Source organism: Gluconobacter aidae (assembly GCF_009547075.1).
GTDB lineage: Bacteria > Pseudomonadota > Alphaproteobacteria > Acetobacterales > Acetobacteraceae > Gluconobacter > Gluconobacter aidae.
This window is the reverse complement of sequence record NZ_WIPH01000002.1, coordinates 75290-95946: the sequence shown is the minus strand read 5'-3', so window position 1 is coordinate 95946 and position 20657 is coordinate 75290. Positions and strand designations below refer to the sequence as shown.

Annotated in this window: 19 protein-coding genes; 13 read left to right on the top strand and 6 right to left on the bottom strand. The window is 63.0% G+C overall.

The annotated features are described in order from the left end of the window. Positions 1-18 precede the first annotated feature (18 nt). The 3 genes from GFJ39_RS01665 (at position 19) to GFJ39_RS01655 (ending at position 2246) form a co-directional block, all read left to right on the top strand. Positions 19-273, top strand: coding sequence for a hypothetical protein (locus GFJ39_RS01665; RefSeq protein WP_153429258.1), 255 nt, complete (start codon positions 19-21; stop codon positions 271-273). Positions 274-546: 273 nt separating this feature from the next. Next, entirely contained in the window at positions 547-1020 is a 474-nt protein-coding gene (gene greA, locus GFJ39_RS01660) for a transcription elongation factor GreA (RefSeq protein WP_011251910.1), read from the top strand. Next, entirely contained in the window at positions 1020-2246 is a 1227-nt protein-coding gene (locus tag GFJ39_RS01655; protein WP_153429256.1) for a threonine ammonia-lyase, read from the top strand. Before greA ends, GFJ39_RS01655 begins: the two co-directional genes overlap by 1 nt. A gap of 3 nt (positions 2247-2249) precedes the next feature. Here the strand turns inward: GFJ39_RS01655 and GFJ39_RS01650 are convergent, their stop codons facing one another. From GFJ39_RS01650 to msrB, 3 genes are all read right to left on the bottom strand, one after another. Next, positions 2250-2537 carry a DUF1330 domain-containing protein gene (locus GFJ39_RS01650; RefSeq protein ID WP_153429255.1) on the bottom strand — a complete coding sequence of 96 codons (288 nt, stop codon included), beginning with the start codon at positions 2535-2537 and terminating at the stop codon, positions 2250-2252. Between the two features lie 81 nt (positions 2538-2618). Next, positions 2619-3257, bottom strand: coding sequence for a uracil phosphoribosyltransferase (gene upp, locus GFJ39_RS01645; protein WP_153429254.1), 639 nt, complete (start codon positions 3255-3257; stop codon positions 2619-2621). After that, positions 3254-3670, bottom strand: a complete 417-nt coding sequence (msrB, locus tag GFJ39_RS01640; RefSeq protein WP_153429253.1) for a peptide-methionine (R)-S-oxide reductase MsrB — start codon at positions 3668-3670, stop codon at positions 3254-3256. The genes upp and msrB overlap by 4 nt, the downstream gene beginning before the upstream one ends. 149 nt (positions 3671-3819) lie before the next feature. Between msrB and GFJ39_RS01635 the strand changes: the two genes are divergently transcribed. The 6 genes from GFJ39_RS01635 (at position 3820) to GFJ39_RS01610 (ending at position 10266) form a co-directional block, all read left to right on the top strand. Then, positions 3820-4011 (top strand): CsbD family protein, encoded by a 192-nt coding sequence (locus tag GFJ39_RS01635; RefSeq protein WP_153429252.1) that lies wholly within the window; start codon positions 3820-3822, stop codon positions 4009-4011. A gap of 122 nt (positions 4012-4133) precedes the next feature. After that, positions 4134-5666: a 2,3-bisphosphoglycerate-independent phosphoglycerate mutase gene (gene gpmI / locus GFJ39_RS01630; protein ID WP_153429251.1), complete on the top strand. Its 1533-nt coding sequence runs from the start codon at positions 4134-4136 to the stop codon at positions 5664-5666. After that, on the top strand, positions 5653-6942 hold the full coding sequence (locus tag GFJ39_RS01625) for a murein hydrolase activator EnvC family protein (RefSeq protein WP_153429250.1): 1290 nt from the start codon (positions 5653-5655) through the stop codon (positions 6940-6942). The genes gpmI and GFJ39_RS01625 overlap by 14 nt, the downstream gene beginning before the upstream one ends. A 128-nt stretch (positions 6943-7070) precedes the next feature. Continuing rightward, a complete protein-coding gene (locus tag GFJ39_RS01620; protein ID WP_153429249.1) occupies positions 7071-8528 on the top strand; it encodes a S41 family peptidase in 1458 nt (485 codons plus the stop codon). A gap of 32 nt (positions 8529-8560) precedes the next feature. Beyond that, complete coding sequence (locus GFJ39_RS14480; RefSeq protein WP_325062780.1) at positions 8561-9757, top strand: divergent polysaccharide deacetylase family protein; 1197 nt, start codon at positions 8561-8563, stop codon at positions 9755-9757. Then, positions 9754-10266: an RNA pyrophosphohydrolase gene (locus tag GFJ39_RS01610; RefSeq protein ID WP_153429247.1), complete on the top strand. Its 513-nt coding sequence runs from the start codon at positions 9754-9756 to the stop codon at positions 10264-10266. The genes GFJ39_RS14480 and GFJ39_RS01610 overlap by 4 nt, the downstream gene beginning before the upstream one ends. Here the strand turns inward: GFJ39_RS01610 and GFJ39_RS01605 are convergent. From GFJ39_RS01605 to GFJ39_RS01595, 3 genes are read right to left on the bottom strand one after another with little or no spacing between them, the layout of a single operon-like run. Then, entirely contained in the window at positions 10224-11978 is a 1755-nt protein-coding gene (locus GFJ39_RS01605) for an ABC transporter ATP-binding protein (RefSeq protein WP_153429246.1), read from the bottom strand. The two genes, GFJ39_RS01610 and GFJ39_RS01605, sit on opposite strands and share 43 nt — an antisense overlap. A 45-nt stretch (positions 11979-12023) precedes the next feature. Then, a complete protein-coding gene (locus tag GFJ39_RS01600) occupies positions 12024-13214 on the bottom strand; it encodes a CCA tRNA nucleotidyltransferase (RefSeq protein WP_153429245.1) in 1191 nt (396 codons plus the stop codon). Next, positions 13211-13747 carry a DUF1285 domain-containing protein gene (locus GFJ39_RS01595; RefSeq protein WP_153429378.1) on the bottom strand — a complete coding sequence of 179 codons (537 nt, stop codon included), beginning with the start codon at positions 13745-13747 and terminating at the stop codon, positions 13211-13213. Before GFJ39_RS01595 ends, GFJ39_RS01600 begins: the two co-directional genes overlap by 4 nt. Before the next feature lie 155 nt (positions 13748-13902). Here GFJ39_RS01595 and GFJ39_RS01590 point away from each other — a divergent pair, with 155 nt between their 5' ends. From GFJ39_RS01590 to GFJ39_RS01575, 4 genes are read left to right on the top strand one after another with little or no spacing between them, the layout of a single operon-like run. Further along, positions 13903-14931 (top strand): AAA family ATPase, encoded by a 1029-nt coding sequence (locus GFJ39_RS01590; RefSeq protein WP_153429244.1) that lies wholly within the window; start codon positions 13903-13905, stop codon positions 14929-14931. Between the two features lie 5 nt (positions 14932-14936). Continuing rightward, a complete protein-coding gene (locus GFJ39_RS01585) occupies positions 14937-15863 on the top strand; it encodes a DUF58 domain-containing protein (protein ID WP_325062779.1) in 927 nt (308 codons plus the stop codon). Further along, positions 15860-18595, top strand: coding sequence for a DUF4159 domain-containing protein (locus GFJ39_RS01580; protein WP_153429243.1), 2736 nt, complete (start codon positions 15860-15862; stop codon positions 18593-18595). The genes GFJ39_RS01585 and GFJ39_RS01580 overlap by 4 nt, the downstream gene beginning before the upstream one ends. Continuing rightward, positions 18592-20631: a DUF7408 domain-containing protein gene (locus GFJ39_RS01575; RefSeq protein ID WP_153429242.1), complete on the top strand. Its 2040-nt coding sequence runs from the start codon at positions 18592-18594 to the stop codon at positions 20629-20631. Before GFJ39_RS01580 ends, GFJ39_RS01575 begins: the two co-directional genes overlap by 4 nt. The last annotated feature ends 26 nt before the right edge of the window (positions 20632-20657 follow it).

Below are 20657 nucleotides of genomic sequence, written 5' to 3'. Positions count from 1 at the left end.
CCCGGAACTCCCCTCTCCATGCAGGACATCATGATGCTCAGGCTCGCCATCAGCGGTTTTCCGCTTCGGACCGATCTTATGGTCTATCTGGCAGTTGCGGCCCTGGCAGCCATCGAGATCGGGCTGCTGAAGCGCTGCCTTGCAGGCGACCATTTCGTCGCCGGTCCCGCCGGACTGTCGTTTCTGGTCATCGTCCTGGTGCTCGAACATTTTCATCAGGGTGTGATTTCGTCGCATGAACTGATGCGACACTACGGTTTCTCATCAGTGTGAAAATGGCCGTTTTCTTGGCAGCCGGGCTCGCCGCCTGCTTTGGCTGGCTTGTCCTGAGCGAACGTCAGAAGAAAGCCTGATCTTACACAGGTTACCTCCTACCAAACCTGCATTTTCACGCAGCTCAGCCCATGAGCCACCCCGGCCTGTAGGAACAGCATGATGCCTGACATATACAGGCATCATGCCGCCCCACCTTGCAAAAAACCCCGGCAAACCCTAGGCTGTCTGGCTTCATCATAATTTCAGTCACGCTTTTTCGAGGATTTCAGAGTGCAGAAGATCCCCATGACCGCGAAGGGACAGCAGCGTCTCGAAGACGAGTTGCGGACCCTCAAGAGCGTTGACCGCCCGGCCGTCATCCGCGCCATCGCAGAAGCCCGCGAACATGGTGACCTGTCCGAAAACGCCGAATATCACGCCGCCCGTGACCGCCAGTCCTTCATCGAAGGCCGCGTCCTGGAGCTGGAAGGCATCATCTCCAATGCCGAGGTGATCGACCCTTCGACGCTGACCGGAACGCGCGTCCGTTTTGGCGCGCATATCGAACTCGTCGACGAAGAGACCGACAAGGAAGCCCTGTACCAGATCGTGGGCGTCCATGAAGCCGACATCAAGCAGGGCCTGATCTCGATTTCCTCGCCGCTGGCCAAGGCCCTGATCGGCAAGGATGTCGGTGACTCCGTTTCCGTTCCCGCCCCTGGCGGAGACCGGACCTATGAAATCCTCAAGGTCACATATCGCTGATGTCTGACGTCCTGACGTCCACCACCCCTGTCGTGACCATCGCGGATATCGAGAGCGCCCATGAGCGCATCGCGTCCACGGTGGTCCGCACGCCGACCATCGCCTGTCCGGCCCTTTCCCGGCTGACAGGCGCGGAGATTACGCTCAAGCTCGAAAACCTTCAGGCAATCGGCTCCTTCAAGGAGCGCGGAGCAGCCAACAAAATGGCCCTCCTGACGCCGGAAGAGCGAACCCGTGGCGTCATTACCGTCTCGGCAGGCAATCACGCACAGGGTGTGGCCCGTCAGGCCAGTCTTCTCGGCATTGACGCCACCATCGTCATGCCGCGCTTCACTCCGGCCACCAAGGTCGCGGCAACGCAGGCCTGGGGCGCTAATGTCGTGCTCGCGGGCGATGATTTCGCTCAGGCCAGCGAGACGGCTGCCGAACTCCAGAAGCAGGATGGCCGCGTCCTCGTCCATCCCTTCAACGATCCGGCCGTCATCGCCGGTCAGGGCACTGCGGCACTGGAGCTTCTGGAAGATGCTCCGGACATCGATACGGTTGTCGTACCCGTGGGTGGAGGGGGCCTGATCGGTGGATTTGCCACCGTCATGGCCGCACTTCGCCCGGATGTCGAGGTCATCGGCGTACAGGTCGAGGCCTATGCGTCCCTGTCCAACTATCCGCAGGAAGACGGCCCGACACAGGGCGGCTCGACCATCGCGGAAGGTATCGCCGTCACGAAACTCGGCGATCACTGCCTGAATGCCTTTCGCAACAAGATCTCGAAGATCCTTGTCGTCAGCGAGCTTCAGGTCGAAAGCGCCATCACGACGCTGGCCGAAAAGGCCAAGCAGGTCTGCGAAGGCGCGGGGGCTACCGGTCTCGCGGCGGTTCTGGCCTATCCGGAGCTGTTCAAGGGACGCCGCGTTGCCCTGCCCCTTTCGGGCGGCAACATCAATGCCCGCATCCTCGCCAACACGATCCTGCGCTCCCTGCTCCGGGACGGACGGATCCTGCGGCTGATTTTCCAGATCCCCGATCGTCCGGGCATGCTGGCGGATATTTCGGCCCGCATCGGCAATTACGGCGGGAACATCATCGAAGTCTCCCATCACCGCCTGTTCGCGTCCCCGTCCGTTCAGACGGCCGAACTGCTGGTGATGGTGGAAGCCCGCGACACCGAACATGCCCGCCAGATCGAAACCGATCTGGCGCGACATTATATCGTCCGGCGCGACTGATCCTCAGACCCCGTCCACGATCACAACATTGTACGGCCCGGCCTTCCAGCGATGCTCGGCTGCCTTCTGGTAGGCCGGGCTTTCATACCAGGCCCGGGCCGAGGCCGCGTCCGGAAACTCGATAATCACGACACCATCCGGCTCGGTGCCTTCGAGTTTCTCCTGCTTGCCGTAAGCAGCAAGAATCTTGGCTGGAAAACCCTTGAAGGTCTCACCGACCACTTCCGAATATTTCTGAAATTCGGCCGGGTCAGTCAGCTTTTCACGAATGAATACAGCATAGGCAGGCATGGAACGCTCCCTTCTGGATGAGCCTCCATACCCGCCACAAAACCGCGGAAGTTTCAGCACACAAGAGCGTGTGCCAAAGTCTCAGCGCGTACCGAACAGACGATCACCGGCATCACCGAGACCCGGGACGATATAGCCGTGCTCGTCCAGATGACTGTCGATGGAGCACGTCACGATCTGCACATCCGGATGCAGTTCCGCCATGTGCGCAATGCCCTCGGGAACCGCCAGCAGGCAGGCGAAGATCGGGTTCGTCGCACCGGCAGCCTTCACGCGCGTCAGGGCGGCGGCGGCGGAGTGCCCTGTCGCCAGCATCGGGTCGAGCACGATGCAGGTCCGTCCCGGAACATCGCTGGGCATGTTGAAGTAGTATTCGCTGACTTCCAGCGTCTCGTGATCGCGGCGCAGACCAATATGTCCGACACGCGCGGACGGCACCAGATCCAGCATGCCATCCAGCAGGCCATTGCCGGCGCGCAGGATGGAAACGAAACACAGCTTCTTGCCGTCCAGTTCCTCACCTTCCATGGGTCCGCTCGGCGCCTCGATGTGACGCGGCACCAGCGACAGGCTGCGGGTGGCTTCGTAGGCCAGCAGGAGGCTGAGTTCCCTTGTCAGACGGCGGAAACCAGCCGTGGACGTATTGTGGTCACGCAGACGGGTCAGCTTGTGGCGCACCAGCGGATGGTCGAGGACAATAGGCGGGAGCGCCTTGCTCATATTTTTTCTCCTTCGGCCGGGCGAAAATCGAGCGCCAGACCGTTCATGCAGTAACGAAGCCCCGTAGGCGGCGGACCATCGGGAAAGACATGCCCCAGATGGCCCTTGCAGTTCGCGCAGTGGACTTCGGTGCGGACCATGCCATAGCGGCTGTCCTGCGTGGTTTCGACGCCATCCGGCAGGGCCTGAAAAAACGAAGGCCAGCCATTGCCGCTATCATATTTCGCTTCCGAAGCAAAAAGCGGACGTCCGCAGGCCGCACAGGCATAAATCCCCGCGCGCTTCTCGTCGTTAAGGGGGCTGGAGCCAGGACGTTCCGTTCCGTGTTCGTGAAGGATACGCCGCTGTTCCGGTGTCAGGCCGACACCGCAGCCACTGCCGGCCTGCCCGTTCGGGCCGCAACTCTGGGTCATGCTGCTTCTCCGGAAAATCTGAGGGACGTCTTCTGACGATGTATGAAAGCGCCGCCGTATTTTGTCACGCATCTTAAGCTGTCACGACGCAACCCACCGAAGAGAGGCCCGTTAAGGATTGTACAACATCAAGACGGAAGGACCCGGTCATGAGTTCCATGGAAGACAGGATCAAAGGCGTTGCCAATCAAGTTACGGGCAAGATCAAAGAAGAAGTCGGCCACGTAACGAACGACAAAAAGCTTGAGGCGGAAGGCGTGGCCCAGAACCTCAAGGGGAAAGTCCAGAAGACCGCGGGCGACGCCAAGGATGCGGTCAAGAGTGGCATCGACAAGCTCTGAAGCCTTCTCTCCGATCACAATGTAACGCGCGCCTTCATGATCGACGTTCGCATTTGTGGGGAATGATGGCATGATGGGTAACAGTAACAGTCCCATTCCTCCTTTCCTGCAGGAGACATCCCATGTCCGCATCCTCGACACCCCGCCCCGTCATGCTCGTCATTCTCGACGGCTTCGGCTGGCGCGAGGATGAGTCCGACAATGCGGTCCGTCTCGCAAACACTCCGACCTTCGACACGCTCTGGGTCACAAGCCCGCATGCCTTCCTGAAAACCTCAGGCGAGGATGTCGGCCTGCCGGACGGGCAGATGGGCAATTCCGAAGTCGGACATCTGAATATCGGCGCGGGTCGTGTCGTGATGCAGGAACTGCCCCGCATCTCCCGCAGTGCCCGGGACGGCTCTCTGGCGCAGAACCCCGCTCTTCTGGAGTTTATCACAGCCCTGAAGGCGTCTGGCGGAACCTGCCATCTCATGGGCCTGATCTCGCCCGGCGGTGTGCATGCTCATCAGGATCATGTCGTCGCACTGGCAAAAATCGTCAGCGCGGCAGGTGTGCCCGTAGCCGTTCATATCTTCAGCGATGGTCGCGACACGGCACCGCGATCGGGTGAGGACTTCATCGGGAAATTCCTGAAAGACCTGCCGGACAGCGTGCAGATCGCAACGCTGAGCGGCCGCTATTACGCCATGGACCGGGATCGCCGCTGGGAGCGCGTCGCCCTCGCTGTCGAGGCCATCCGCGACGCGAAAGGCCCCCACGCGAAGGACGCCCTCTCGGTCCTTCAGGCCAGCTACGCCAGCGACAAGGGGGACGAATTCGTTCTTCCCACCGTTCTGGGCGATTATGCCGGCATGAAGGACGGAGACGGCATTCTATCCTGCAATTTCCGCGCAGACCGCATCCGTCAGCTTCTGGACGTCCTCGTCCTGCCGGATTTCGCGGAGTATGACAGCGGCCGGAAGGTGAAATTCGCAGCCGTCTGCGGCATGTCGCGCTATTCCGATCATCTGGCGCCTTACATGAGCATCCTGTTCCCCAAGGTGCCGCTCGATGATCTGCTGGGAGACGTGGTGGCCAAGGCCGGCAGAACCCAGCTCCGCATGGCCGAAACGGAGAAATATCCGCACGTCACCTACTTCCTGAACGGTGGCCGCGAAGTCCAGTTCGAAGGTGAAGAGCGCATTCTGGTCCCCTCACCCAAGGTCGCGACCTACGATCTCCAGCCCGAGATGTCCGCTCCCGAACTGACGGACAAAGCGGTTGCCGCCATCGAAAGCGGCAAATTCGACATGATCGTCCTGAACTTCGCCAATCCGGACATGGTCGGCCATACCGGCTCCCTGTCCGCCGCCATCAAAGCCTGCGAGACAGTGGATCAGGGACTGGGCCGCATCAATGACGCCATCGTCAAAGCGGGGGGCGTTCTGCTCGTCACCGCCGATCATGGCAACTGCGAAACCATGCGGGACCCCGTGACGGGCGGGGCGCACACATCCCATACGCTCAACGTGGTGCCCGTCATTCTGGCGCATGCCAGGGGTGAGGCCATCCATGACGGCCGTCTGGCCGATCTGGCCCCGACCATGCTGGCGCTGATGGGCGTGAAACAGCCTGATGCGATGACGGGTGTCTCCCTGCTTGAAAGCGCCTGATCCGCGATCTCTCCTGTCGCTCGCCCTGCTCCTGTCGCCTGCCTGGGCGACAGCACGGCATGCGTCTCATCATCACATCCAGCATACGGGAAAACCGGCGATAGCCGTGCCCAGCGAAGGCCAGAAAGCTCTTGCCCGCGCCCAGGCTGCACGCAGGGCACTGGAAAAACGGCAGGCGAATGAAGCAGCAGCCCTGAAAGCGAAACAGATCGCCTCAGCACAGGCCGAAGCAAAAGCCCGTCAGGACAGCGCACGCACCCTTGCCTTCACGGCCCAGACCCACACGGCCCAATCCGCCATAGATACGACCCAGAGCCGCATTCTTGCACTCAAGGTCAGTATTGCGGAGCTGATGGACAAGCGGACGGCTGTTGAAGCGGACATCCGCCAGCAGAATGCCGCACTGCAACCACTGCTTCCCATCGCCGCGCGCCTGTCCATCGCACCGGATGCCGCGCTGCTGGCCTCTCCGGAAACAGCATCCGAAAGCGTCACCGCGCTCTCCGTCCTCGGTGGCTTCTCGCGGCTGACGCAGCAGCGTGCCCAGGCGCTTCAGTCCCGCGAAGACGAACTCCATGCGATCGGCATTGATCTGGACAGCCGGCAAAAAGAACTCGCGGATCTGCTCACGCAACAGACCCGTGAACGCAATGCGGCCGCAGCCCGGACCCGGATTGCGGCACGGCAGGAGGCCGTCGCGGATCAGGGCGCCCAGAAAGCCCGCAAGGCCGTGGCCGACGCCATGCAGGCCGCGGCCGATCTGTCCGCCGAAATCAACGCGCTTGTCCGACAGGAAGCCCAGGCGCGCGCCGAACTGGAAAAGGAAGCCGCCGCCCTGATGCGTCAGCACCAGCTCGAACGTGCCCGCCATGCACGGTCGCAGGCCCAGGCTCTCTCCTCGGCCGGACAGGGCGTCTCCAGCGGCAGTGGTCACGCCCCCGTCTCTGGCCGTGTCGCCGTCCGCTGGGGCCAGACGACCGAAGCCGGTCCCGCAACCGGAATCACCTATGCGGCCCTCTCTTCCGCGCCCGTACAGGCCCCCTGTACGGGCCGAGTCGAATTTGCCGGCCCCTTCCGCTCCTTCGGACAGATGCTGATCCTCGACTGTGGGCGGAATTACCGCTTCGTGCTTTCCGGACTGGGACAGCTGAATGTTTCGGGTGGCCAAAGCATCAGGAAAGCTGCCACACTGGGCCAGATGCCTGCTTCCGACGGAATGCTGTTTGTCCAGCTCCGGCATGGTACGCAGGTTGTCAGTCCCGCTCCTTTCCTCTGATCCGGTTTGCCGAGCGCGTCTGACCTTGTAGGATTGTTTCTTAATAATTTGGCAACCCGAACCGGCCTAGTCTGCCTTCGCGGCAACGACGGTCAGTACGTTCCTTCGTTCCCAAGGATGGAGATCACATGAAGTTTCGCAGTGGCCTGTTGCTGGGCACCGCCTTTCTGGCCGGACTGGCCGTCGGACCGGGAGCCCTGCGTCTTGCTGGCTCCGGCGACTTTCCGGGCGCGGCCCTCGCCCGTGAAATCTCCCATGACAACAGCGCGGAAACCGTCCGTCTGCTGACACTGCTGGGAACGGTCATGGACGTGGTGAAGGCGGAATATGTCCGCCCCGTCTCCGACAAGGAACTGATCAACAATGCCCTGGACGGAATGGTCGGCAATCTCGATCCCCATTCGTCCTACATGACGGCGGCCCAGTTCCACGACATGCAGACCGAGATTTCGGGCAAGTTCGGCGGTCTGGGCCTTCAGGTTCAGGGGGAGTCCGGACATGTCCGCGTGGTTTCCCCGATCGACGGAACCCCGGCCGCGCGCGCTGGCATCCAGCCCGGCGATTTCATCACGATGGTGGACCACAAGAGCATCGACGATCTGACGCTCGATCAGGCCGTCCGCAGGATGCGTGGTGACCCGGGCACGAAAATCAGCCTGACGATCGTCCGCCCCAAGACCGGCAAGACACTCACTTTCGACATGACGCGTGAGATTGTGCATGTCCAGATCGTAAAGTCCGCGCTGTATGGCAGCACGGGCTATATCCGCCTGACCGAGTTCGATGACGATCTCGAAAGCGCCATGCATGCCGCGTTCGACAAGCTCAAGGCGCAGGCGGCCAAGGCGCCGGGCGGCAAGCTGACCGGTATCATCCTTGACCTGCGCTCCAATCCGGGCGGCAAGCTCGATCAGGCCATTGCCGTTTCGGACGACTTCATCAAGGACGGTGAAATCGTCTCGATCCGTGGCCGTCACGCCGAGAACAACCAGCGCTGGGATGCCAAGGGCACGGACATCACCAACGGCCTGCCGATCGTCGTCCTGACGAATGGCGGTTCGGCTTCGGCCAGTGAAATCGTGGCTGGTGCCCTGAAGGATCATCACCGCGCCATCATTCTTGGCGAAAAGACCTTCGGCAAAGGCTCGGTCCAGACTCTCATCCCCATCGGCGATCAGGGGGCCGTCCGTCTGACCACAGCGCGCTACTACACGCCGTCCGGCCGCTCCATCCAGGGACTTGGCATCACGCCCGATATTCCCGTGGCCGAGACCAAGGATGACGATGCCTATGGTTATCGTGAGGCCGACCTGTCCCACATCCTGACGAATATCGGCGGCAACCGGACGAACGAGACCCCGCGCACCGATATTCCGCCGATCGCAAAATCCATTCCGAAGATGCCGGATGCCAGTTGGCCCGCGTTCGATGCCACGAAACCTGCAACCGATTTCCAGCTTCAGCAGGCGATCAAGGTGATCAACGCCATGGCGGGCCTCTCAAACCCTGCGCCGGCCACCACACCGGCAACAGAGGTCAAGGCTGCCGCGCCGACCACCCCCAAACCGCCTGAAGCCCATCACTGACCACACCACCACTGACAAGGACATCCCGGATCGTGCAGAACCGTCCCGCCTCCAGCCGACCAGGGCTCTGGCAACGACTTCCCGTTATTGGACGCCTTCTGATCGCGTTCTGGGCCGTTCTTCTGGCCGGTGGAGCCAGCGCGGCGGCGTTTCTGTTGCACCAGCAGAAACCCGCTGTCCTCGCTAAGGTCACTCCGCAGTCCAAACCGCTTCTGCCTGCGCAGCCTACCTCGCGGGCCAATTCTTCGATTGTTTCCACTCCGGCACCCAAAGAACCGGCACCAAAAGAAACAACCGTGACTGCCACTGGCGCGCAGGCACCCGCCGCGCCGGTTCCGGCGAAGCCGGCTGACGTGACGTTACCGACGGCGGCGACCACCATTCCCGCCAAGGCTGCCCCGCCTTCACCAGCGGGATCTTCGAACGCTGTGACACAGCAGGCTCTACCACCGGTCGTGTCCTCTGCCGCTCCCCCTTCTCCCCAACCATCAGCGCCCCTCCCGACCGACAAAACCGCCATTGCAATCGTATTGCAGGGATTTGGCTATTCCGATGCCCTGACCTATGATGTTCTTTCGCGTATTCCCGCGCCTGTGGCAGTTGGGATTTCGCCTTATGTCAGCAATATCAGCGATATCATTGCGCGGGCTCATGCCAGCCACAGGGAAGTCTATGTCACCCTTCCCATGCAGAGCGCCCATCCCGAACGGGTCGATGAAGGCCCACACGCGCTGGGATATGGAAACTCCGCTGCTGACGATCAGCGCGAACTGGAATGGTGCCTCTCCCGTGCCGCAGGCGCGGAAGGACTGACGGATGCGTCTGAAAACGGGGACGACCAGCCGGGCGGCGGCTATGCGACTTCGCCCGATTTCTCCCCGATTGCCAGTGCCATCAGCAGCAAGGGCCTGCTCTATCTGGCGGGATCCGCGCAGGATGGCCGTCGTACCCGCGGAATGACGGCAACGGCCTGGATCGACGGGGATACTGACGCCGCCACTCTGGACAACCGACTCGCCGCACTGCTGCCTCAGGACGGAAAGCCGGCAAAGATCCTGCTGATGGTCGGACCGATCACACCTGTCATGATCGACCGCCTCGCAAACTGGCTTAAAGGTCCGGCCGCGCAGAACTTCGTCGTTGTACCGCCATCAGCTTTTGCAGATAGCGGCATCAGCAACGATCAGGCTGCCAATCTTTTACCTTCCAATCCGGTAGCGCCTCTATGACCGACCCCATGACCCTTCCCTACCGCCCGAATGTGGGAATTGCGCTCTTCAACCGTGACGGCAAGCTGTTCATCGCCCGGCGCACAGACCTTCCGGGAGACGTCTGGCAGTGCCCACAGGGCGGCATTGATGAAGGTGAGACACCACAGGTCGCCGCCCTGCGCGAAATGGGAGAAGAAATCGGAACCAAGAACGCGCGAATTCTTGCCGAACGGAGTGGCTGGCTTTCCTATGATCTGCCGTCCGACCTGATCGGAAAGGCTCTGGGAGGACGCTTTCGGGGGCAGACCCAGAAATGGTTCGTGATGGGTTACGAAGGACAGGATTCCGATATCCGTCTGGACCTTCAGGACCCGCCTGAATTCGACGCCTGGGAGTGGGTCGAGCCGCAGGCGGTTCTGAAACGCAATCTGGGCTTCAAGAAAGCCCTCTATGCCGCTCTGATTCCTGAACTGGCAGCGCTTTTTCAGGCTGCGGCCAGGGACTGGGTCCGCACCAGCCGCGCATAAAGGCCGTCCTTGCGAAGAAGTTCGGCATGGGTGCCCGCTTCGGCGACAGCACCCTGATCCATCACAACGATCAGATCGGCAGCCTGCACGGTGGAAAGCCGGTGCGCGACGATCACTGTCGTACGGCCTGAACGCAGGTTTGCCAGTGCATTCTGCACCCGCGCTTCGCTTTCGGAATCAAGCGCGCTCGTCGCTTCATCCAGCAGCAGAACGCGCGGGTTACGAAGCAGGGCGCGGGCCAGAGCCACGCGCTGACGCTGCCCCCCGGACAGTCGGCGCCCTCCCGGCCCGACCCGGGTTTCCAGACCGGCCGGCAGGTTATCGAGGAAATCGACCGCCGCCATGGCACAGGCCTTTTCAACCTCGCTGCGTGAGGCGGAAGGCCGCCCGATCCAGATGTTTTCAAGCACGGACATGTCGAACAGGGTCGTATCCTGACTGACATACGCAATGGCGTCCCGAAGAGAACACAGGGTCAGATCCCGCAGATCCACGCCTTCAAGACGGATGCTGCCCGCGCTGACATCGTGCAGACGCGGGATCAGGGAAAGCGCCGTGGATTTTCCGGCGCCGCTCGGCCCTACGAGCGCGACGGTTTTTCCAGGCTGAACCTCGAAGGTCAGGTTCTGCAGCCCGACCCTGCCATCCTCGTAACGATAACTGGCCTGCTGGAACGCCAGATGTCCTTTTCCGGACGGCAGGGGTTTCGCGTTCGGCCGTTCCACAACAGCCGGTGGTTCATCGATCACGGCAAAGACCCGCGACAGACCGGCCAGCCCTTCCTGAAGAGCCGTATTGAGCGAGCCCAGCGCCCGGATCGGCCGGGCGGCAGTCAGGAGAGCGGCAATAAAGGCGGTGAAGTCCCCCAGTGTCGCACCACCCTGGGCCGCGCGCCAGCCCGCGAAGCCCAGCACGGCAGCCACGGCGGCGCCCCCCAGAACCTCCAGGACCGGATCGACGCGCGCGCGCCCTTTGGCAATCCGCAGGAAGGCCGAGTGAAGCAGATCCAGCGAGTGATCGACGCGCGTACTTTCCCGCTCTTCCATCCGATAGATGCGGACCTGCCGGGCCAGGGCAAAACTTTCGTTGAGCAGGGCCGAGGTCTCGCCGATCTGCTCCTGCATGCCGCCCGAGGCCCGGCGCACTTTCTTGCCCAGCTTCTGGATGGGTACGGCCGCGACCGGGTAGAGCACGAGCGCGATCAGGCTCAGTTCCCAGTCCGTGACGATCATGGAAATGACGAGCCCCACCACCGTCACCGCATCACCGAGCGCGTTGACCACACGGATCATGGCCTCGCGGATCGAAATGGCATCCGTGGTGAAACGGGCGGCCCATTTGGCGGGGGCGTCCTTTTCGATGGTCGAGACGTCCGCCTGAAGCGCATGGGCGAACATGCGCGACTGCAACCCGCGAATTACGGCCAGAACCAGTCCCTGCACGGCAATCGTCTGCCCATACTGGGACGCGGCTTTCAGTCCGGTCACGATCACGACCAGAGCCGGCACCTGATAGAGGATCCGGGAATCATGAGCCGCGAACATGTCCACGGCGCGCTTGATGACCGCGGGATAAAGCGCGGTCAGCGCTGCCATCAGGACCGTCAGAACAATGACGGAGATGATCCGTCCCACATGCTGGCGCATTTCCTCACACCAGATGCGTTTCATCAGGACGCGGCTGTCCGTATCAAGAGCTGTCGTTTTCGTCATATTCCGGGGTTTAGCAGGCCTTGCGAAAAGGACGAAACCGCCGCTTCATTTCTGCCTGGCAAGATAGGCCAGACACGCGCTCCGGTCCGGCAGGCATCCGTGCGCCATCCACCAGTCCCGTCCCGTTTTCAGCCATTGCCCCAGACCCGGTCCTGGCTGGACACCATGCGCAATGGCATCCTTGCCCGTTAGCGGGAATGCAGGCTGCGGCATGGCCTGCACCCGTTCCCGGAACCGGCCCCACGCAATGTCAGGCGCGCCCACAAGACGGGCCTGGAGCAACCAGCTCCGCTCTACAAGCAGGTCCAGATCCTGTAGCACCCGCAGACGACGCAGGTCGTCATCGGACAGTTCCGGATGCAAGACCGGTTGAGCTGACGCCCAGGCATCGATCTTCGCGCCATCCGCGTTGGAGAGTTTCAGACGACCAGCCAGTTCCGGGCTGTTCCGGTGACACAGCGCAAACAGCCTGAGCAGGGAAGACACCGGGGCCTCGCAGGCCAGCAGACGGTTCAGGGCATGCTGGTCCGGCTCGGGCAGAAGTACCTGAAGCAGGCCGACCGATGCCATTGCCCCGATCGTTTCGTTCAGGCGGGGACCGGATAGAATTCTCAGCAACTCCGAGGCGACCCGTTCAGCCGAGAGCGTGCCAATCAGTCCAAGCTGCTCCGAGACGGCCTGACACGCCTCCCGGTCAGGAACGCAATGCCCATATCGTGCATCGAACCGGAAGAAACGCAGTGCTCTCAGCGCATCTTCCGCGATCCGGCGCGAGGCGTCTCCGACGAACCGCACACGGTGGTTCTGAAGATCCTCCCGGCCACCGAAATAATCATGGAGCCGGTCGTGACGGTCCAGCGACATGGCATTGATCGTAAAATCCCGCCGGGCCGCATCTTCCGTCCAGTCCTGCGTCCAGGCCACGATCGCGTGGCGCCCATCCGTTTCCTCGTCACGACGCAGGGTCGTGATTTCGTAGGGCGCATTGTCCAGCAGGGCCGTAACGGTTCCATGCGCCAGTCCGGTGGGGATAACACGGATTCCAGCCTCTTCCAGCCGGCGCTGCACGTCGTCTGGCGGTTCCGGAGTCGCGAGATCAAGATCATGGACGGCAACACCGGCGAGCAGATCTCGCACCGATCCGCCGACAAGGCGCGCATCAGGCAGGACGGACCAGATGCGATCCAGTCCCGTACGATCTGGCAGACGCTCCAGCAGGCCGGAGTTCTGCGTCATGCAGGCCGCGAAAGCGGGAAGAAACAGTCCTGACTCCAGACACCGAGACAGGGCTGGCCCTTCACATGTCCGGGAACCGCAAGCGCCGCGAGTTCGTAATGCACCGCACGCGTCACCCGCGCGAGAATGGGGAAAGCCCCCTCGCCATCACGGACATGGACATAGGGTACGCTGGCGCCCCCGTCCGACCGGCGGTCCCAGTCACAGGAGAGCGGATGTTCGGGGCCGATACAGATCAATTCATCCATGTTGGTGCGGAAACAGAGATTCTGCTGTCGGCCGCAGGTGCCACGGAAGTCCAGCTCGACAGCCACGAACGGTACGTCCTCGACCTGGATGATCCCCTGTTCCATCGGCGTTTTCAGCCAATAGATTCCTTCAGGATCGCGGGTCAGCATCGAAGAGAACATGCACAGCATGGCTTTGCGCTTTATCACAGAGCCCCGGTAGAGCCAGGTGCCATCGCGCTGAATGAGAAAAGGCAGCAGTCGGGGGCCTGGACAAGACAGTCCGGGAAAAGAAGACGGAGGCATCAGGGAATCTGGAGACAGGGCGGCGTCAGGTCGGGCCGCCTGCCGGAACTGATGATCGCTCAATTTTCCCTCCAACTGCATAAAAACTCTCTTCTCACACCAACTTGGGTGCAATCGAGCCTTGATGAAACCCCCACACCTGTCAGACTGGCATCATGAGCGAGCAGCAATATTCTTCCGGCGTCTCCGCCGGCACCCTGCGGGGCGAGGCGGACGTGGCTGAAGCCGATCGTCTGGCTCCGGTTCTCCATCATGTCCGTCAGGCCATCGGCGGGATTGTTCTGGGCCAGGACAGCGTCATTGAACAGGTGCTTGTCACGATCCTGTCCGGTGGTCACGCGCTTCTGATGGGCGCGCCCGGTCTGGGCAAGACCCTTCTGGTCAATACCGCGTCATGTGTACTGGGTCTGGACGCCACGCGCATCCAGTTCACGCCCGACCTGATGCCTTCGGACATCACGGGTGCGGAAATTCTCGATCAGGATGCGGACGGACGTCGCGCCTTCCGCTTCCTGCCCGGCCCGATCTTCGGTCAGCTCGTGCTGGCCGATGAAATCAACCGTGCCAGCCCGCGCACCCAGTCCGCGCTTTTGCAGGCGATGGCGGAACGTCGCGTGACGCAGGGCGGCAAGGATTATGCCCTTCCGCGTCCTTTCCATGTTCTCGCGACCCAGAACCCGATCGAGCAGGAAGGCACCTATCCGTTGCCCGAAGCCCAGCTCGATCGGTTCATGCTACAGATCAGCCTCGGCTTTCCGAACCGCGACGCGGAACGTCAGATGCTGCTTCAGACCACGGGCGCCACGACGCCGACGGCTTCTGCCCTGATGAATGCCGAAAGTCTTCTCGCGGCCCAGAACCTCGTTCGCCGCCTGCCGGTCGGCGACCGGATCGTCGATGCGATCCTGACGCTGACGCGCGCGCTGCGTCCGGAAGATCCGTCCGCCACGCCGGAAGTACGAGAGGCCGTGTCTTACGGTCCCGGCCCCCGTGCGGCGCAGGCCCTGATGATCGCGACCCGCGCCCGTGCGCTGCTGGACGGTCGTCTGGCTCCGAGCCTTGATGACGTCGTGGCCCTTGCAAGTCCGGTCCTGTCCCATCGTATCGGGCTGGGTTTTGGTGCCCGCGCATCGGGGACGGATCGCGAAGCCCTGATCCGCAAGCAGGCTCAGGCTCTCCTCTGATCGCCGTGAAAAATCCGTCCGATACCCTGCGCAGTTTCTTCCACCGCAACCGGGGCACCGCTTCCAGCGCTCCGGCCGTGCAGGCGGAAAGTCTGGCCCTGCCCGCACTTGTTCTTGAAGCCGAAAAAATCGCCGCGAGCCTGCAAAGCGGTGTTCATGGCCGCAGACGTTCGGGACCGGGCGAGGATTTCTGGCAGTTTCGTCCCTATCACGCCGGCGAGCCCGCAACGTCCATCGACTGGCGGCAGTCTGCCCGCTCTCCGGTCGGGGACATGTTCTGGGTCCGCGAGCGTGAGCGTGAAAATGCCCAGTCGCTGATGCTGTGGTGCGACCCGTCGCCCTCCATGCAATGGTGCTCGTCCGATTCCCTGCCCACCAAGGCGGAACGGGCCCAGCTTTGCACGCTGGCGCTGGCTTCGGCGGCCCTGCGGAGTGGCGAGCGCGCCGGGCTGCTGACCGGAATCGAGGCAGGACGTGCGCTGGCTGGCCGACAGGTCCTGCCGCGGCTGGCCGCCTCCCTTCTGCGTCCGGATGCGGGTGAACCAGAGTTCCCGCGCATGGCGCTCGTTCCCGCCCGCTCCGATCTGGTCGTAATCAGCGATTTCCTGTGGGACGAAGAGCGGATCGACACCTTTCTCAAGACCTGCGCCAGCCGCCCGGTACGTACCCATCTCCTCTGCATTCTCGATCCTGCGGAACGGGAACTGAAACGCTCCGGACGAATCCGTTTCGAAGGACTTGAAGGCGGCGTTCTGACTCTTCCCGCCATGGAAAGCCTCGGGGCAGCTTATGAGCAGGCGATGAACGCACATCTTGCGGCCCTGAAGCAGAGTGCGGCCTCGCTTCATGCCGACTGCATCATGCATGACACGTCGCAGAACCCGCTTCCGGCCCTGCTGGCGCTTCATATGGCATTGGGAGGCGGCCGATGATCCTTCTCGCCCCGTTCCTGCTGCTCGGTCTTCTCACGCTGCCCGCCTTGTGGTGGCTGGTCCGCGCCACGCCGCCCGCCCCGCAGGATCAGCGCTTTCCCTCCCTGCTCATCCTGAACCGACTGACGGCCCGGCGTGAGGATGCGGCCCGGTCCCCGCTCTGGCTCCTGCTTCTGCGCATGGCCGCCGTGGCCCTCGTCATTTTCGGACTGGCCCGGCCTGTCCTGACCCCGCATCAGGCCGAAACCGGCAACGGCCCTCTCACCCTTGTGCTTGATGACGGCTGGGCGGCTATTCCGCACTGGAACGAACGTCTTTCCGCGGCTCTGGCCCTCGGCGAAACCGCGATCCGCAATGGTCAGGACGTAACGCTTCTGCATGCCGCCCGCGCGCCAGATGGTGCGATGCCCGAAGCGTTCACGACGCATGACGCCCACGCCCTGTCCGAACATCTCTCCCACCTGCGGCCTCAGCCCTGGCCGACGGACCGTCAGGCGCTGGCGACCCTGCTCCAGCACCGGGACCTGTCCGGCCAGCACGTGATGCTTCTTTCGGACGGGCTGGCTGCAAACGGAGACAACGTCCTGCATGACGCACTCGCAAAGGCCCGTTCCGTGCAGGACATGCGCTGGAATGGCTGTGATATCCTGCGTCTTGCCGCATCCACCGGTCAGGACGGTGCCCTTCATGCCAGAGTGGACACACTGTCCTGCCCGAAGCGCACCGTGACACTCCATGCCGCCAATGCCAATGGTGGAACACTTGCGGCGTATCCTATCAGAACCGGGCAGGATCAGACCATTTCGCTCCCGCCTCTCCTGCGGAACCAGCTCGATCATCTGACGCTGGAAGGCGCGAGCGGCCCTGCTGCCGTGCATCTGATGGGACAGGCCGACCGACGACGCCCCGTCGGCATCCTCCAGACGCCCGGCGATTCCACACCGCTCGTCGGCTCGGCGTTCTTCCTGAACCGCGCCTTGCAGCCCATTTCGGACCTGCATAGCGGGGATGCGACGGCCCTGCTGGGTGCACCCCTTTCTGTCCTGATCGCGACCGATGGCGCGCTTTCCGGCGATCAGACGCGCAATCGTGTCCTGAACTGGGTCCGTCATGGCGGCATGCTCGTCCGCTTTGCCGGTCCCGGACTCGCCGCCGATCAGGGGGCCGCTTCCGACGCCACGTCAGACGCGCTCCTGCCTGTTCATCTCATGAGCGGCATGCGGCAGCTCGGCGGTCCCATGTCCTGGGGCAAGCCCCAGACACTGGCGCCTTTTCCCGAGACTTCTCCGTTCTCCGACCTAACGATCCCGCCCGATGTCACTGTCTCACGGCAGGTTCTGGCCAAGCCTGAAACGGGACTGACGGATCACGTCTGGGCGGCCCTGAGCGACGGGACGCCTCTCGTCACCGCACGGACGGAAGGCAATGGCGAGATCGTTCTGTTCCATGTCACGGCCTCGCCAGACTGGTCCAATATCCCGCTGTCGGGGCTGTTCCCCGACATGCTGGAGCGCCTGATCGAGCGCTCGGCGGGCGTTGCGGGCGGTGGGCCTTCGGAGCTTGCGCCCTGGCGTATTGTGGGAAGTGACGGCGGCCTCATCATGCCGCCACAGGCCGCACGCTCCATCCGCGTCTCGGATCTGGCACATACGGCCGTATCCGTCAGCCATCCCGCCGGACTTTATGGTCCGGCCCATGGAACGCATGCCCTGAACCTTTCCGACTTTGCGCCCGCGATGAAGGAAGAACCCCTGCTCGGAACCCGTATTTCACCGGATGGCGCCCATGCGGACCATCCGCTTGGCCCGGCGCTGATGACGGCGGGCCTGCTGCTTCTGCTGCTGGACCTGATCCTGTCCCTGCGGCGTCGCGGCCTGCTGGGCGCTCTGGGCGTGGCCTGTCTGCTGATCCTGCCCGTGGCCCATGCCCGGAGCCCGACGCAGATGCCGCCCCTGCCAGCAACGGTGCCACAAGCCGCTCTTGAAACACGGCTGGCCTATGTCATCACAGGCCATGACGATATCGACACTGTCTCCCGCGAGGGGCTTCAGGGACTGTCGGACTTTACGACGGCGCGCAGTTCCGCAACTCTTGGCCATCCGGATGGCGTCGTTCCGGGCAAGGACGATCTGGCGTTCTATCCGCTCCTGTACTGGCCGATCACCCCCGATGCCCAGTCCGATCCCGAACGCACGAAGGCCCTCAATGCCTTCATGGACCATGGCGGCATCCTTCTGATCGACGAGCAGGGAGCGGGCACCGACACGGATTCCGGAACCAGTTCCGCGGCCCGGGCCGCACTCCAGCGCGTGACTGACGGCCTCGTCGTGCCGCCACTCGCCAAGCTGACGGAAAAGCACGTTCTCGCTCATACCTTCTATCTGCTGCACAGCGGCTTTCCCGGCCGCGTCGCCGGACAGCCGGTTTATGTCGCGCGTAATGGCGATGAGGCGAATGATGATGTCAGCCCGGTTATCATCGGCAATGGCGACTGGGCACATGCATGGGCCGTGGACAGTTCGGGTAACCATCCCTTTGCCGTCATTCCCGGTGGCGAGGAACAGCGCACGCAGGCCTATCGTTTCGGCATGAACGTGGTGCTGTACGCCCTGACCGGCAACTACAAGAACGATCAGGCCCAGTACCCGGAAATGCTCCGCCGCCTCGGCACACCAGATTCCGGAACTGCCGCGAGCCGTCCCGCCAGCGTTGACGAGGAGGACACGCCATGATGTTCGACCTGTCTCCGATGCTGCCGCTCTGGCTTCTGGCGACGCTGGCAATCCTGACTGTTGCCGGCGCGATTTACGGTGCTGTCCGTGGCGCGCGCGGCATGCTCTGGCGGGCTCTCGCTGTGCTGGCCCTGCTGGGCTGGCTGTCCGGACCGCGCTCGCTTCATCCGGTGCTGCGACCCGTACCGCAGGATGCGCTTCTGATCGTGGACCGCTCGGTCTCCATGCAGGTCGGCCATCGGACCGCCATCGCGGATCACGCCGCCGAACAGATCATGCAGGACGCGGCCCATCTGCCTGGCCTGACGCTGCACCGCGTCGATGTCCCCGGCGGTACCGGTCACGGAACGCGCCTGTTCGAGGCACTGGACCACGCCGATCTGCCGCAGGGCCGTTTCGCAGGCGCCATCGTCGTAACCGATGGCATGGATCATGACGTTCCGCCCCATCTGCCCCCCCGCTTTCATGGCGCGAACGGGCAGACGCTTCCCCTGCATCTTCTGCTGACGGCACATGGCGAGGAACAGGACCGGCGCCTGCGCATCCTGAGCACACCGCCCTATGCGATCGTCGGGCAGAACGCCACGATCCGCGTTCAGGTGGACGATCTGGGCACATCGAATGCTTCGGACGCCATTCTCACGATCCGCTCCGGCGACGCCCCGCCGCAGACACGCCCCGTCCGGACCGGCACGCCGCAGGACATCACGTTCCCGATCCAGCATCCTGGCGAGACGCTGGTGGGCCTGTCCGTCTCCCCTCTGGCCGGAGAAGCGTCCACCGAGAACAACAGTGAAGTCGTCCGCATCCGTGGCGTCCGGGACCGGCTGCGCGTGCTGCTGGTCTCCGGCGTGCCCAATCAGGGCGAACGGGTCTGGCGCCGGCTGCTGAAGGCCGATCCGTCCGTCGATCTCGTGCACTTCACCATCCTGCGTTCTCCCAACACCGATGACGGCACGCCGCTGTCGGATCTGGCACTCATCCCGTTCCCGATCCGCGAACTGTTTCAGGAAAAGATCCGCAGCTTCGATCTCATCATCCTGGATGGCTTTCGCAACAGCAACATCCTGCCCGACGAATACCTGACCAATATCGCCGATTACGTGCGCAATGGCGGTGGACTGCTGGTGACGGCCGGGCCTGAATTCACGCAGGACGGCACGCTTCAGGATACGAGCCTCGCGCAGATCCTCCCGGCGCATATCGGGACAGACGGTGTCGTTACGAAGGCATTCCGTCCTTCCCTGACCGATCTTGGAAAGACGCATCCCGTCACGGCCGGGCTGACAGAAGACTGGGGTCCCTGGTATCGTGCCCTGCGCCCGGACCAGTCGCATGGCGAAGACCTGATGCACGGTCCCGATGGCGCACCGCTTCTCCTGCTGGACCGGGTGGATCAGGGGCGCGTGGCCATGCTGCTGTCGGACCAGATCTGGCTCTGGTCGCGTGGCGAGGGTGGCGGCGGACCACAGGCCGAGCTTCTGCGTCGGCTGTCGCACTGGCTGATGAAAGAGCCCGACCTTGAGGAAAATCGCCTCACGGCCCGGATCGAGAACGGCCAGCTTGAAATCGAACGTCATGCGGCCGGTCAGCCTGTTTCGCCTGAAGTCTTCGTAAGTGCCCCGGACGGAAAGCGCCAGCCCCTGACGCTGACCCGGACGAAGGGCGTCTGGCACGCTACGGCCCCTGCCACGATGCCCGGAATCTGGAGCGTCCGACAGGATGGTCTCGTCGCCTTTGCCAGCCCGCTCTCGCATGATCCGATCGAACGGCAGGATCTGCGCGCCACCGCCACCGTCATGGGCGCCAGTGCCAAAGCCTCCGGCGGATCGGTCTCCTGGATCGCGGATCACACGCCGCATCTGCGACAGGTTCCCACCGGCTCGGCCATGAGCGGTTCGGACTGGATGGGCCTGCCCGTCACGACCGCTGCCGTCGCGGGTGAGACACGCACGAAAGACCTCGTTCCCGGCTGGGCGGCGCTGCTCGCGGCCCTGATTTTCCTCGCAATCGGCTGGTGGCGGGAAGGTCATTGAAAAAATGTCACATTCCGGCACGTCCG

Bases quoted from the DNA above. Each gene is read 5' to 3' on its own strand.
- GFJ39_RS01665 (WP_153429258.1), top strand. From the start codon at position 19: ATGCAGGACATCATGATGCTCAGGCTCGCCATCAGCGGTTTTCCGCTT.
- GFJ39_RS01655 (WP_153429256.1), top strand. From the start codon at position 1,020: ATGTCTGACGTCCTGACGTCCACCACCCCTGTCGTGACCATCGCGGAT.
- GFJ39_RS01650 (WP_153429255.1), bottom strand. From the start codon at position 2,537: ATGCCTGCCTATGCTGTATTCATTCGTGAAAAGCTGACTGACCCGGCC.
- upp (WP_153429254.1), bottom strand. From the start codon at position 3,257: ATGAGCAAGGCGCTCCCGCCTATTGTCCTCGACCATCCGCTGGTGCGC.
- msrB (WP_153429253.1), bottom strand. From the start codon at position 3,670: ATGACCCAGAGTTGCGGCCCGAACGGGCAGGCCGGCAGTGGCTGCGGT.
- GFJ39_RS01635 (WP_153429252.1), top strand. From the start codon at position 3,820: ATGAGTTCCATGGAAGACAGGATCAAAGGCGTTGCCAATCAAGTTACG.
- gpmI (WP_153429251.1), top strand. From the start codon at position 4,134: ATGTCCGCATCCTCGACACCCCGCCCCGTCATGCTCGTCATTCTCGAC.
- GFJ39_RS01620 (WP_153429249.1), top strand. From the start codon at position 7,071: ATGAAGTTTCGCAGTGGCCTGTTGCTGGGCACCGCCTTTCTGGCCGGA.
- GFJ39_RS01610 (WP_153429247.1), top strand. From the start codon at position 9,754: ATGACCGACCCCATGACCCTTCCCTACCGCCCGAATGTGGGAATTGCG.
- GFJ39_RS01605 (WP_153429246.1), bottom strand. From the start codon at position 11,978: ATGACGAAAACGACAGCTCTTGATACGGACAGCCGCGTCCTGATGAAA.
- GFJ39_RS01600 (WP_153429245.1), bottom strand. From the start codon at position 13,214: ATGACGCAGAACTCCGGCCTGCTGGAGCGTCTGCCAGATCGTACGGGA.
- GFJ39_RS01595 (WP_153429378.1), bottom strand. From the start codon at position 13,747: ATGCCTCCGTCTTCTTTTCCCGGACTGTCTTGTCCAGGCCCCCGACTG.
- GFJ39_RS01590 (WP_153429244.1), top strand. From the start codon at position 13,903: ATGAGCGAGCAGCAATATTCTTCCGGCGTCTCCGCCGGCACCCTGCGG.
- GFJ39_RS01580 (WP_153429243.1), top strand. From the start codon at position 15,860: ATGATCCTTCTCGCCCCGTTCCTGCTGCTCGGTCTTCTCACGCTGCCC.
- GFJ39_RS01575 (WP_153429242.1), top strand. From the start codon at position 18,592: ATGATGTTCGACCTGTCTCCGATGCTGCCGCTCTGGCTTCTGGCGACG.